This is a genomic window from Bacteroides bouchesdurhonensis (assembly GCF_900155865.1).
GTDB lineage: Bacteria > Bacteroidota > Bacteroidia > Bacteroidales > Bacteroidaceae > Bacteroides > Bacteroides bouchesdurhonensis.
In genome coordinates this window covers 5,249,516-5,263,911 of record NZ_LT707006.1, presented here as the reverse complement: position 1 = coordinate 5,263,911, position 14,396 = coordinate 5,249,516, and the positions used below count along the sequence as shown (strand labels likewise).

At 39.0% G+C, this 14,396-nt stretch carries 11 protein-coding genes and 1 pseudogene; 9 read left to right on the top strand and 3 right to left on the bottom strand.

Annotated features, from left to right (window positions below; all coding sequences use genetic code 11):
- Positions 1–703: pseudogene (locus CZ225_RS23530) on the bottom strand (hypothetical protein); the annotation flags it as partial.
- Positions 704–861: 158 nt separating this feature from the next.
- On the bottom strand, positions 862–957 hold the full coding sequence (locus CZ225_RS23780; RefSeq protein ID WP_159441740.1) for a smalltalk protein: 96 nt from the start codon (positions 955–957) through the stop codon (positions 862–864).
- A gap of 2,006 nt (positions 958–2,963) precedes the next feature.
- Between CZ225_RS23780 and CZ225_RS22590 the strand changes: the two genes are divergently transcribed.
- The 9 genes from CZ225_RS22590 (at position 2,964) to CZ225_RS22545 (ending at position 13,351) form a co-directional block, all read left to right on the top strand.
- The gene (locus CZ225_RS22590) at positions 2,964–4,196 is read left to right on the top strand and encodes a nucleoside recognition domain-containing protein (protein ID WP_077155605.1); all 1,233 of its coding nucleotides are present in this window, start codon (positions 2,964–2,966) and stop codon (positions 4,194–4,196) included.
- 12 nt (positions 4,197–4,208) lie between these two features.
- Positions 4,209–4,646, top strand: coding sequence for an rRNA maturation RNase YbeY (ybeY, locus tag CZ225_RS22585; RefSeq protein WP_025075561.1), 438 nt, complete (start codon positions 4,209–4,211; stop codon positions 4,644–4,646).
- A 1,186-nt stretch (positions 4,647–5,832) separates the two neighbouring features.
- On the top strand, positions 5,833–7,719 hold the full coding sequence (gene mnmG / locus CZ225_RS22580) for a tRNA uridine-5-carboxymethylaminomethyl(34) synthesis enzyme MnmG (RefSeq protein WP_077155604.1): 1,887 nt from the start codon (positions 5,833–5,835) through the stop codon (positions 7,717–7,719).
- A 50-nt stretch (positions 7,720–7,769) separates the two neighbouring features.
- Positions 7,770–8,300 (top strand): adenine phosphoribosyltransferase, encoded by a 531-nt coding sequence (locus CZ225_RS22575; protein WP_129585854.1) that lies wholly within the window; start codon positions 7,770–7,772, stop codon positions 8,298–8,300.
- 75 nt (positions 8,301–8,375) lie between these two features.
- A complete protein-coding gene (gene uvrC / locus CZ225_RS22570) occupies positions 8,376–10,208 on the top strand; it encodes an excinuclease ABC subunit UvrC (RefSeq protein ID WP_077155603.1) in 1,833 nt (610 codons plus the stop codon).
- A gap of 305 nt (positions 10,209–10,513) precedes the next feature.
- Positions 10,514–10,966: a D-aminoacyl-tRNA deacylase gene (dtd, locus tag CZ225_RS22565; RefSeq protein ID WP_077155602.1), complete on the top strand. Its 453-nt coding sequence runs from the start codon at positions 10,514–10,516 to the stop codon at positions 10,964–10,966.
- Between the two features lie 68 nt (positions 10,967–11,034).
- Positions 11,035–11,373, top strand: coding sequence for a nucleotide pyrophosphohydrolase (locus CZ225_RS22560; RefSeq protein WP_077155601.1), 339 nt, complete (start codon positions 11,035–11,037; stop codon positions 11,371–11,373).
- Positions 11,360–12,262: a deoxyribose-phosphate aldolase gene (gene deoC / locus CZ225_RS22555; protein ID WP_077155600.1), complete on the top strand. Its 903-nt coding sequence runs from the start codon at positions 11,360–11,362 to the stop codon at positions 12,260–12,262. The genes CZ225_RS22560 and deoC overlap by 14 nt, the downstream gene beginning before the upstream one ends.
- A gap of 408 nt (positions 12,263–12,670) precedes the next feature.
- Entirely contained in the window at positions 12,671–13,351 is a 681-nt protein-coding gene (locus tag CZ225_RS22545; protein ID WP_077155599.1) for a DUF1266 domain-containing protein, read from the top strand.
- Here the strand turns inward: CZ225_RS22545 and CZ225_RS22540 are convergent, their stop codons facing one another.
- Positions 13,352–14,326 carry a polyprenyl synthetase family protein gene (locus tag CZ225_RS22540; protein WP_077155598.1) on the bottom strand — a complete coding sequence of 325 codons (975 nt, stop codon included), beginning with the start codon at positions 14,324–14,326 and terminating at the stop codon, positions 13,352–13,354.
- Positions 14,327–14,396 lie beyond the last annotated feature (70 nt).

Sequence of the window (14,396 nt, the reverse complement as noted above, 5' to 3'; positions counted from 1 at the left end):
AGCGGTTGATGGTTTGGGTATAGAAGACTTTCTCCACTACGCCGTCGAACTCATAATAGTATCCTTTATCGTCGGTGATGGTCATTTTGTCGCTTCTATCCCAGTTTACCACATCGTTGGTGCGGGGGCAGGTGACCATCGGGCTGCCCTGGTAGAGCATGTAGCCGCTGCCTCCTGCGTGGGGCAGGCTGTAGGTAAAACGGTCGGGCTGGCTGTCGCGGATGCCGCGCACGACCTCGTCCATAAAGTTGATCCGGTCCATTCTCGAAGCTCCGGGAGGGGTACCGCGGTGGTAGCTGCCCTCGCGCAGCCAGCCGTAATTGCCGGTGTCGTCCGTACCGCGGATTTCACGGCTGACGGTGGGCTCGAGGCTGAGGGACCAGTTGGTGCCGGCAAGGCCGCTGCCGTCATGGGGCTTGAGGCCGGAGGCGTGGTAGGACAGGGTGACGGGGATCGTGATGTCTCCCGCGACGATCTCATATAAAGGAATGCTGATTTGGGGTACTCCTGTGCAATAGTCCACCGGATAGGAATGGAATTTGTCCAGAACGGCCGCTTCGGGGGAAACGGGGAAGATCTGGGGCATGTCCAGCTTGACTACCTGACCGAAGGTCGGTATTAGGGGGAGGCATGCGAGGATTAGAAGCCGGAAGAAGTGTCCGGGAAGCCGGAGCTTGTTATTTTTTGTAGGATGGGTTTTCATAAGATGTTGGTTTTTATAAATTGAATAATGGGTTGTTTAATGAATATCGGTAAACGGTCCCCCTGATGGAACAGGGCCTGTATCCACAGGGGGATGGTACCGGTGTTGGTGCCTTGAATCTGTTCGCAGAACTCAATGACTTGGCCTGTTGAAGGATCTTACAGGTTCATGGCATTGGCACCTAACGCTCCGAGCACTGCCGAAGCCACTGCGATAATCGCTTTCAGGACGATATCCCATACGGATTTTTTCATTGCCATGGTCGTACACCTCCTTTCCGGTGGTTTTTAATAGTTGTTTTAATTTACGTTCAATAGTAGTCTCCAAGAGTGTAGGATGTTCTTTTATGTTACAAATTGAGTGTGTAATTCCCCGTCATGGCGGAGGCATCCGTCATGATAAATAGGTAATGTTATTATTTACAGGTAGTTATACGGCCGAGAAAGTTCTACAGTCTCCGGCCGTCCAATCAAGTCATTCTTACACTTTGTGCCGGCGAATAAATCTTACAGGGACGGGAACGGGGGAGGGCGGCACAGCCCCCGGGAAAGCTTCCGCCGGTTCGGGGGGACATTATTGGGCAAGGTATTTGCGACAGTACGCGAATACGTTTGAACGGGCAGTGCTTCAGGCAGCTTTTTGCCGATTAGTTGTAATTGTCTCGTTCCATTAATGAAAAAGGAACGGTTTATTGTACTGTTAATATTTAATTTATTCATGATATGATATTTATTGGTTGGTTTCTGTTGCACAAAACTATTTTAATTTTTAGCCTTTATCGTATTATGTTGCACCTAAGTTGTGACTATTCGATGTAAGTCACAAGAAAGTCGAATCCTTATATTATTAGTTACTAATGTACTCGAAAAAAATTCGATTGGAGCAGGGATTTTAACAAGATTTAGTCTTGGTGCTGCCAAACAACCGTAAGACGTCAGTGTACTATGTTGCATATTTATTCCTCCTTTCTAAATGATTAAAATAGTTAGTATGTTAGCGTGTAAAAGTCGTATGCTGATTTGTAGGCAACAAACATATTTATTTTTATTGCTAACCACACACGTTATCACAATGCAAATATACTAACTATATTGTGAATACCAAATATAATATTAGCATTTTATACTATTTAACTAATAACCATTAGCTAGACAATGCTACATGTAAGCATTGCACGCCAACAAATCTAAAGAATTTGTAGTTATAGCAAGATATTTGCTAACCAAAAGGCTAACAATAGCAAATCATCCGAAGCATGAGAATAAGATATTAAAGCCCGGACAAGATATTGAATGACTGAGAAGGGGCGGCTTACTATGAAGCAACAATTAACTACGACTACTAAGCATTATAAAACGGTTGTTTTATTGTCATTTGTCACTTTTAAGTGTTATATCTCTGATAATCAACGGCAAATTGGTGACAATAGAGTGGTGACAATAGAGTGACAACAGACATTTGCAGCATTTCTATTGTCACTTTCATTTTACTGTTTAGTGGCATAATACACCGGCTATCATGTATTTAAGATGCTATTATAAGAATAGGGGGATTAGGGCATCTTGTAGCCATTCCATTCGTTTTTTGGGCAAATCATAGCCTTGCTATCTTTGCATTGCTTGTTTTTTGGAGAGTGAACAGACGTTTTACCTCACCATTATTCTCACTCAGGAAAAACGGAAAGGGCCGCGGAAAGAACACGGGCGAATAGGGCAGAAGAGAACTTTGAAGAAATACATGGAAACAGATTAAGGCTAAGATACCATGAATTTAGTTCCTGTCTCTATTTCATTAATGGATAGTCTGTTGCCCATTAATAGAAAACTTGCTCCCTACTAATAGATAACTTGTTCTCTATTAAGTGATAACTTTCTTTTCCTTTATACAAAACTATAACCGCAAGCTCCGGTTATATAACTGAAGCTTTTGATTATATAATCAAAGGCTTCGGTTTCATAATCAGAACTTGCGGCTATAGCTTCTTTCCTACAAAAACACATTTTAGCTCTTGAAAGAACAAGTTTCCTTCCGATTAAAAGGAATTTATGCAGTACAAACTTACTGAAAAATATCGGTTTATAAGCGTTATTTCATAAAAGAATAGTTTTATAAATCCTTGTTTGCACATATAATCAAGCTCCCGGTGGAAGATCTACAAAGAGATTGTGATCTCTTTTGTTAAAGAATACTTTCCTTCACTGCTAGTTTATTTGAAACGTTATACTTACTTTTGCATCCACATCATACATCTATCAAAACTATGGTTCTGAATTATATCTGGATAGCTTTCTTCCTCATAGCCTTCGTGATAGCCCTTGCAAAAGTGCTGTTGCTGGGAGATACGGAGATATTTACTGCTATTATGAATTCTACGTTCGACTCTTCGAAAACAGCTTTCGAAATCTCTTTAGGGCTAACCGGAGTATTGGCTCTTTGGCTGGGAATTATGAAAATTGGAGAGAATAGCGGATTAATAAGTTCATTGGCACGTTTTCTCAGTCCGGTGCTTTGCCGGTTGTTCCCAGATATTCCTAAAGGACATCCGGTATTAGGTTCCATCTTTATGAATATGTCTGCTAATATGCTGGGATTGGATAATGCAGCTACCCCAATGGGGTTGAAAGCCATGAAAGAATTGCAAGAATTGAATCCAAAGAAAGATACGGCTTCCAATCCGATGATTATGTTTCTGGTTATCAACACTTCCGGCCTCATCATTATTCCAATCAGTATCATGGTCTATCGTGCACAGATGGGTGCTGCACAACCGACAGATGTATTTATTCCTATTTTGTTGAGTACATTCATTTCTACTTTGGTAGGAGTCATTGCGGTGAGCATTGCTCAAAAGATAAACCTGATCAATAAACCGATTCTAATATTAATGGGTATTGTCTGCCTGTTCTTTTCAGGTTTGATTTATTTGTTTTTGAATATTTCCCGCGAAGAAATGGGAACTTATTCTACATTAATTGCCAATATCATCTTGTTCGGAGTCATCATTTTGTTTATTCTGACAGGAGTCCGTAAGAGAATCAATGTATACGACTCGTTTGTAGAAGGTGCTAAAGAAGGGTTCACAACAGCAGTACGCATCATTCCTTATCTAGTTGCTTTTCTTGTCGGTATTGCCGTATTCCGCACTTCAGGAGCTATGGATTACCTAGTAGGAGCCATCGGGTCTTTTGTTGGCTTATTTGGAATCGACACCAGTTTTGTAGGTGCCCTCCCAACTGCATTGATGAAATCACTTAGTGGCAGTGGTGCTAACGGTCTAATGATAGATACGATGAAAGAGCTGGGACCCGATTCATTTGTCGGTCGAATGAGTTGTGTAGTACGTGGTGCTTCAGATACTACATTTTATATCCTCGCAGTCTACTTCGGTAGCGTAGGAATTACCAAAACCCGGAATGCAGTTACCTGCGGCCTAATTGCAGACTTCTCAGGAATTATTGCCGCAATCTTAATCAGTTATTTATTTTTCTTTTAAATCAGTTTTATTATGGCTGTAACTTATCAATCGGAAGGCATTAAAATGCCGGATCTCAAGAAGCGGGAAACAACGGAATGGATTAAAAACGTAGCTGCTTCTTATGGAAAAAGACTGGGTGAAATCGCCTATATCTTTTGTTCGGATGAAAAAATACTGGAAGTAAACCGTCAATATCTGCAACACGATTATTTCACAGATATTATTACTTTTGACTATTGCGAAGGAGATCGTCTGTCCGGCGATTTATTCATCAGTCTGGATACTATACGAACGAATGCTGAACAATTCGGGACATCTTATGATAACGAATTGCATCGGGTAATTATCCATGGTATTCTTCACCTTTGCGGAATCAACGACAAAGGTCCCGGTGAACGGGAGATCATGGAAGCTGCGGAAGATAAAGCATTGACAATGTTACAAGAGAGATTTCAGAATAAAAAATAATGTAACATCGTTTATAGTCTTTATCTTACAATAATAAGTCCCCTTGTTTCATTCAAAATAGATATGAAACAAGGGGACTTATTATTTATAAAGCATACTAAAAATGGTCCAAATACGACTCAATCAGAACAAATAACACTCATACTCAATTCTTTATCATCATTCTTTGCGTTTAAGAGATTATCATTATAAAATACAATTCCATCATCGTACTTATTTATGGAAAGATTTGAATAGTACAACTCCATCACAAATAAACACCAAACCATTCGTAAAAACAACTTCATTCTTCTTTTTTAATTAATATATAAAATGGAATAAAATAATTCATAGAGTATCCCAATTCGATAATAGATTGCGGCTGTGGATAAATAAAATTAATGGATACAAGAGTGATCACCTAAAAAAGTAAATGTTGTAATTCCAAACCAAAGACAACCGATAAACGCTTTAAAGAAAACATTAGCGAATAAGAAGGGACTAAAAACAAAAAAAGAGCGAATAATTCCGCCCCACCTTTAAAGAATCCCCCATAAATGGGATTCTTTTTTCTGCATCTTCATTTTACTTGTTACCTGAAAAACTACTCTTTTACTCAAAATACCTAATAAAAACTAACTTGCTACCTAAAAACTAATCTTAAATCTAATCCTTAATTTTATAAACTAATACTTAATACCTTTTTCACCTTTTCTAATACCTAAAAATTCTTTAAACTGAAACTAAACTATTGAGTAGTTTCACAACTACGCTGCAAAGTTACGCCGGATTTGGAAAAATGCAATAGTTCCTATTCTAAAAAACAGTTAATTGCTCATTTTATTGACTTATATCAAGAGAAAAAGGAGACAATTAAGTGTAAAATGGCTCTTAGCTCTCTTTTCTAAAAATAGGTTCCACTAATTTTCTATTTACTCTTAAAATCCATTCCTGTTCGAAGTAACAAAAAGACAGAAATAACAACGATTTAAAATCATAAATTCAAAATATTGCCGATTAGAAAGTGAATATCATCCACAAATCACCTCAAAGGAAACGACATTCTGCATATTTCTAATCTAAAATTAAAGAGATTTTTTATCCGCTCCGACACCTGACCGCAATTTTTGGAAGCAAAAACGGGCAGCGGATACAACTCTCGTAACTTTTCCGTAACTTTGCAGCGTTAGATAATAAATAAGACAGAATGGATTTTAAGTACGACGTTATTGTAATTGGTGCCGGACATGCCGGTTGCGAAGCAGCAGCTGCCGCTGCAAATCTTGGTTCCAAAACTTGTCTCATCACAATGGACATGAACAAGATTGGGCAGATGAGTTGCAACCCGGCCGTAGGAGGAATCGCCAAGGGACAAATAGTACGCGAAATAGATGCACTCGGCGGACAGATGGGGATAGTAACTGACGAAACCGCCATTCAGTTCAGAATCTTGAACCGTTCAAAAGGACCTGCCATGTGGAGCCCGCGTGCTCAATGCGACCGAGCCAAATTCATTTGGTCCTGGCGTGAGAAACTTGAAAACACTCCCAACCTTCATATTTGGCAAGATACAGTATGCGAGCTTCTCGTAGAAAACGGAGAAGTTACCGGATTAGTTACAGTCTGGGGCGTTACTTTCAAAGCCAAATGTATAGTACTTACGGCAGGAACTTTCCTTAACGGCCTTATGCACATCGGTCGTCACAAACTTCCGGGTGGAAGAATGGCCGAACCGGCTTCTTACCAACTCACCGAATCCATCGTTCGTCATGGTATCAATTATGGTAGAATGAAAACCGGTACACCGGTACGTATTGATGCTCGTAGCGTTCATTTGGATCAAATGGAAATACAGGAAGGGGAAGCTGACTTCCACAAGTTTTCATTCATGAATACCAGTGTCAGACATTTAAAACAACTACAATGCTGGACGTGTTATACCAATGAAGAGGTACACCACATTCTTCGTGAAGGATTGCCGGATTCTCCTCTATTCAACGGACAAATACAAAGTATCGGACCACGCTATTGCCCGAGTATAGAAACGAAGATCGTTACTTTTCCGGATAAAAACCAGCACCAATTGTTTCTGGAACCGGAAGGAGAAACAACACAAGAGTTATATCTCAACGGTTTCTCCTCTTCCCTTCCAATGGATATACAAATCGCCGCACTAAAAAAGATTCCGGCTTTCAAAGATCTAGTAATCTACCGACCGGGATATGCCATCGAATACGATTACTTCGATCCTACCCAACTCAAACATTCGTTGGAATCGAAGATTATTAAAAATCTATTCTTCGCCGGACAAGTGAACGGAACTACCGGTTATGAAGAAGCAGGCGGACAAGGAATAATTGCCGGTATCAATGCCCACATCAATTGCAATGGTGGAGAACCTTTCACGCTTGCACGTGACGAAGCTTATATTGGCGTATTGATCGATGATCTTGTAACCAAAGGTGTAGACGAGCCTTACCGTATGTTTACCTCGCGAGCAGAATATCGAATCCTTCTTCGCATGGACGATGCGGATATGAGACTGACCGAACGGGCATATAAACTAGGATTAGTCAAAGAGGACCGTTACCAGCTGCTCAAAAGTAAAAAAGAAGCTATAGATCAAATCATAGCCTTCACGCATAGTTATTCGATGAAACCGGCATTAATTAATGATGGACTCGAAAAGATAGGTACCACTCCCCTACGCCAAGGATGCAAGTTGATAGAAATTCTAAACCGTCCGCAAGTGACAATAGAAAACATAGCACAATATGTTCCTGTATTCCAAAAAGAATTGGATAGGGTAACAGCAATGGAATCAGACCGCAAAGAAGAAATCCTTGAAGCTGCTGAGATATTAATAAAATATCAAGGTTACATTGATAGAGAACGTATGATTGCAGAAAAGCTTGCTCGCTTAGAAAGTATAAAAATCAAAGGCAAATTTGACTACGCTTCTATCCAATCTCTATCCACAGAAGCTCGTCAAAAGCTAGTTAAAATAGATCCGGAAACGATTGCCCAAGCAAGCAGAATCCCAGGAGTATCACCAAGCGACATCAACGTATTGCTGGTGCTTTCAGGACGATAAGCGGCAACGTTTCACGTGAAACAAAAGAATTAAAGAAACGATATAAAACAATGATTATGAGCAAAGAAACGCTAATCAAAAGTATTCGTGAAATACCAGACTTCCCCATTCCGGGAATCTTGTTCTATGATGTAACCACCCTGTTTAAAGACCCTTGGTGTTTGCAAGAGTTATCCAATATCATGTTTGACATGTATAAGGATAAAGGCATTACTAAAGTAGTAGGTATAGAATCAAGAGGATTCATTATGGGACCTATACTAGCTACCCGCTTAAATGCAGGATTTGTTCCAATCCGCAAACCGGGAAAACTTCCTGCAGAAACTCTTGAAGAAAGCTACGATAAAGAATATGGAAAAGACACCATACAAATTCACAAAGACGCAATCGACGAAAACGATATAATACTTCTGCACGACGACCTATTAGCAACCGGAGGAACAATGAAGGCTGCTTGCGCACTTGTGAAAAACTTAAAGCCGAAAAAAGTATATGTAAACTTCATCGTCGAACTAAAAGATTTGAATGGTATCTCAATGTTTGGAGATGATGTAGAAGTAGAATCAGTATTGTCATTATAAACTTATTGATTATATTTGCAGGGCGTAGCTGTATAGCTGCGCCCTATTTATTTCCGTTCTTCATCTCTAAAGATTATGAATACAGATTCAGTAGACCCAACCAGCGAATACCTAAAAGGTATTGTGGCAAATCTTCCGGAAAAGCCAGGTATTTACCAATATCTAAATACCGAAGGTATCATTATATACGTTGGAAAGGCTAAAAACCTAAAGAAAAGGGTCTATTCGTATTTTAGCAAAGAACACGAACCGGGTAAGACTCGTATATTGGTCAGCAAAATCGCTGATATCCGTTATATCGTTGTCAATTCGGAAGAAGATGCACTATTATTGGAAAATAACCTGATAAAAAAGTATAAACCCCGCTACAATGTATTATTGAAGGATGATAAAACCTATCCTTCGATATGTGTACAAAACGAGTATTTTCCCAGGGTTTTCAAAACAAGAAAGATTATCAAAAATGGTTCTTCCTATTATGGTCCATACAGCCATATCCCTTCTATGTATGCTCTACTCGATTTGATAAAGCACTTATATCCATTACGCACCTGCAATCTGAATCTTACCCCGGAAAATATACGGGCGGGTAAATTCAATGTCTGCTTGGAGTATCACATTAAGAATTGTGCAGGACCTTGCATTGGGCTACAATCACAGGAGGAATATCTAAAAAATATCGATGAAATCAAGGAGATATTAAAGGGAAACACCCAGGATATTAGTCGTATGTTACTGGAAAAGATGCAAGAGCTGGCAAGTGAGATGAAGTTTGAAGAGGCACAAAAGATGAAGGAGAAATACCTTTTGATAGAAAATTATCGTTCAAAATCTGAAGTGGTTAGCTCTGTTCTGCATAATATCGATGTCTTTTCAATTGAAGAAGATGACTCCAACTCAGCCTTCATTAACTACCTACATATTACAAATGGTGCCATTAACCAGGCATTTACTTTCGAATATAAAAAGAAACTGAACGAGACAAAAGAGGAGCTATTAACTCTTGGTATCATTGAGATGCGAGAACGCTATAAAAGCCTGTCTCGGGAAATTATTGTTCCGTTTGAGTTGAATATAGAGCTGAATAACGTTGATTTTACCGTTCCTCAGCGCGGAGATAAAAAGAAATTATTAGAACTTTCGATTTTGAACGTAAAGCAATATAAAGCTGACCGTTTAAAGCAAGCGGAAAAGCTCAATCCGGAACAGCGAAGTATGCGCTTAATGAAGGAAATACAGCAAGAACTACATTTAGATAGATTACCCATGCAAATTGAATGTTTTGATAACTCCAATATACAAGGTTCGGATGCTGTAGCGGCGTGTGTTGTATTCAAAAAAGCCAAACCATCAAAGAAAGATTACCGGAAATACAATATAAAAACTGTAGTGGGACCTGATGATTATGCTTCAATGAAAGAGGTAGTAAGAAGGCGTTATCAACGTGCCATCGATGAACAATCGCCACTTCCGGACCTGATTATTACTGATGGTGGTAAAGGACAAATGGAGGTTGTCAGAGAGGTTATTGAAGATGAATTAAAGTTGAACATACCTATCGCCGGACTAGCTAAAGATAATCGGCACCGTACTTCAGAACTATTATTTGGGTTTCCACCACAAACTATCGGAATCAAGCAACATAGTCCCCTCTTCCGTCTACTCACCCAAATACAGGATGAAGTACACCGTTTTGCTATTACTTTCCATCGGGATAAACGCAGTAAACGACAAGTAGCCTCTGCATTAGATACCATTAAAGGTATCGGGGAGAAGACAAAAACAGCTTTATTGAAAGAATTTAAGAGTGTAAAACGAATAAAAGAAGCACCATTCGAGGATATATCTGCAATCATCGGTGAAGCGAAAGCCAAAATCATCAAGGAGGGATTAAATCAGAATATTTAGTACCTGAAATTCTCTTTTTACATCAACGGGTAAAGTGCTATTATACCCCAATACCATGGTTCTGCTCTCCCATATTTAAGAACAATACCAAGAACTGCACTTTAGTAAAACGGAGTTTATTCATCGTATAGGATAGTAATTGACCTAGAAACCTTTCTTCATTTGCCTAACCAGAGGTTTACATCATCAGAAATATTGAGGGGGAATATTCAAACAGGTATAACGAGAATAATATTTCCTCTATTCCATCATTTTATCTGCCGAATTTCGTAAATTTGCCTTCCGTAAATATAACAAAAGAATCAATGAGAGTAGTAATTCAACGTGTTAGCCACGCTTCAGTAACTATTGATAAACACTGTAAGTCCTCTATCGGTAAAGGAATGCTGATATTAGTTGGAATTGAAGAAACTGACGGAAAAGAAGACATCGACTGGCTTTGCAAAAAGATAGTAAACCTTCGCATTTTTGATGATGAGAACGGTGTTATGAATAAATCCATACTGGAAGATGGAGGTGATATTTTAGTTATCAGCCAGTTCACTTTACACGCTTCCACTAAAAAAGGCAACCGTCCTTCGTACATCAAAGCTGCCAAACCGGAGATCTCTATCCCACTCTATGAACAATTCTGTGAAGATCTGAGCGGTGCATTAGGAAAAGAAATCGGCACAGGCACTTTCGGTGCAGACATGAAAGTTGAACTTTTAAATGATGGTCCTGTTACTATATGTATGGACACTAAAAATAAAGAATAAAATCAATCTGTGATGAGAGGGATCAATTCCTTCCGATCAATGATTCAAACCACTTAAACCATTATATTATGACTCTGGAAGAAGCTCAGAAGCAAGTAGACCAATGGATAAAAACATACGGTGTCCGTTACTTTAGCGAATTGACCAATATGGCTGTCCTGACCGAAGAAGTCGGAGAATTAGCACGTGTCATGGCACGAAAATATGGTGACCAATCCTTCAAAGAAGGTGAAAAAGACAACATTGATGAAGAAATAGCCGACATTTTATGGGTACTTCTTTGCATTGCTAATCAAACAGGAGTCAATGTAACTGAAGCTTTACAGAAAAGTCTGGAAAAGAAAACAAAGAGAGATAATAAAAGACATATTAATAATCCAAAACTGAACGATCATGGAAGAGAATAATTCACAACCTAGTAAGTATGAAATCGCTTTGGCGAAATACAATACCGATCTGAACGATGCAGATATACAAGCTCGCGTAGCTGATCTTATGGAGAATAAAGTACCGGAAAACAATACAGAGGAGGTTAAAAAACTCCTATTCAACTGCATTGATCTGACCACACTGAACACTACGGACAGCGATGAAAGTGTCATGCGCTTTACTGAAAAAGTGAATCAATTCGATGATGAGTTTCCCGACCTGAAGAATGTAGCCGCTGTCTGTGTATACCCTAATTTCGCAGCCATCGTTAAGAATACCTTAGAAGTAGAAGATGTCAATATTGCCTGTGTATCAGGTGGTTTTCCATCGTCTCAGACCTTCATTGAAGTAAAAATTGCAGAAACTGCATTAGCTATCGCCGACGGAGCAGACGAGATAGATATCGTAATTTCCGTAGGTGAATTCCTGAATGGTGATTATGAAACAATGTGCGATGAAATCCAAGAGCTAAAAGATACTTGCAAAGACCACCATCTCAAGGTGATTCTTGAAACAGGAGCTTTGAAAAGTGCTTCCAACATCAAAAAGGCTTCTATCCTATCCATGTACTCAGGTGCAGACTTCATCAAAACATCAACCGGAAAACAACAGCCTGCCGCTACACCCGAAGCTGCCTATGTGATGTGCGAAGCTATCAAAGAATACTACCAGAAAACAGGAAATAAAGTAGGATTCAAACCTGCCGGAGGTATCAATACCGTAAATGATGCACTCATTTACTATACGATCGTCAAAGAAATTCTTGGCGAAGAATGGTTAAACAATCAATTTTTCCGTTTGGGAACAAGTCGGTTAGCAAATCTTCTGCTTTCTGATATCAAAGGCGAAGATATCAAATTTTTCTAAAAGCCACATTAACATTAAATATAACTACCGCACAACACTCGCATTTATAACGAGAGTTGTGTGGTAGTATTTATTTAAGAAAAACTAAAATTACTTATTGCTGCTATTTACTTTTTCACTATCTTTGTGATACATTTAGTTATTGTATTTAGACATAACTAATTGAATTAGAGAACGTTTTATTTATTACCTACTCCTGGAATTCGGCAAAATTCAAAGTTATGAGCGGTGATAAGCAAACGGGTCTCACGCACCTTCACGTATACATTTTTGTTATATATCGAACGGAGCGTGGGACTGTTGCTTGTATCGTCATAACGGCTCGCCGAAGCCCCAGGAAAGATATCAAGTGGCAGTTCTCACGCTTTTCAATAAATCCTATACCATATTATAACAAGAAGTATATTGATGAAAATACACTTAAAGACCTTACGATTTAACCATAACCCTTTAAATCTGATTCTCAATGCAAAGAGAAAACAAGGATTACGTATCGGCTATATGCATGCTACACTTGAAAACTTTCGCCTCAATACTATTGAGACAGGGTTACCTAAACAAGAAATTATTAAACTTCTCGCCAATAAATTCAACTGTGTTGATACTGATTCGACCTGTAATATGCTACAATTCCTGATGAACGAAGGAGACAGAATATCTTATGCTATACAAACTCCCTTTCTGCTATCAACAGACAACCTGAATGAATTTGAAGCGATAATACGTAAACGCTTTTTCGGAGTAGAACGATTTATTCAACAAGGTAAGAATCTATATAACTTCGTAAAATACGCAGAGGAAAGAAGAGATCCGATCATTTGGATTAATGATCTTGAAAGAGGGATTATCGGATGTGACATGGGATTAGCAGTCACAATTGCTCGCGCAGCAAATGAGTGTGGATATATAACTAGAGAGGAAGCTTGGGAATACATTGAACAAGCAAACACTTTTTGTGCCGAGGTCCTCAGCACTCCAGAAGAAATAGATAAAAGTTGTCTGATCGGAAGAGCCATAAAATCAGATAAAATAGAGGACTGGGAACAACTAATTTTGTGCTACTCTCTTTTGAGTAAATTCAGGAAATGATCACTTCTCACGATCGACTACATAATCCAGATAAGTCTCCAAAGCAACCCGCACTTCTGAATCCGGTAATATACTTAACAAATCAAGAGCTTTTTTCTTATATGCATTCATTATCTGAATAGCATATTCAATTCCCCCGTTTTCTTTGGTAAATGCAATTAAACAAGCTATTTCTTCCATACTGGCTGTACCCTCTTTTATCTTAAATGCAATTTCATGTATTCGCGCATCCTGAGTTGCATTCAGCACATACAAAGCAGGTAAAGTAAGTTTTCCTTCAAGCATATCATTGCCTGTTGGTTTACCTATCTCTTTGCTATCAAAGTAATCAAAAATATCGTCTTTAATTTGAAAACAAATACCTATATATTCACCCAATAGACGGGCAAATTCAGTATCCTCCTCTCCTACTCCTACCGAATAAGCAGCTGCTTTTGTACAAGCTGCAAAAAGAGCTGCCGTCTTTTTACGAATCACATCAAAATAGACTTTTTCAGAAAAGTTGTGATTACTTACATTCGACAACTGAAGCAATTCTCCTTCAGCAAGATCCTGTCCCAATAAAGACACGACTTGTATAATATCGTGGCTCTTTGTAAGTCCGGCATGTACCAGACTGGTAGCTAGTAAATAATCTCCTGCCAATACCGACACCTTATTATTAAAAACAGCATTCACTGAAAGTTGTCCCCGACGCTCGGTACTCTCATCCACTACATCATCGTGCACCAAACTGGCAGTATGAAGAAGTTCTAAAGATACAGCTGCATGAAGAGTACTTGGGCGGATTTCACCATAGAGACGTGCGACTAAAAGGACGAGAATAGGACGCATCATCTTACCATTCCTCTGACGTATATAAGCTATTACACTATCGAGCAATGCATTCGAACTGGAGAGAGAACTGTCAAAAAGGTCTCTGAAATCCTCAAGTTCAGTCGTTATTGGTTTTTTGATGCAAGTGATACTATCCATTCACACACAATTTGAGTACAAATGTAATAATAAAACGTTTAATACGGTATTTTTTTGTACTTTTACCATG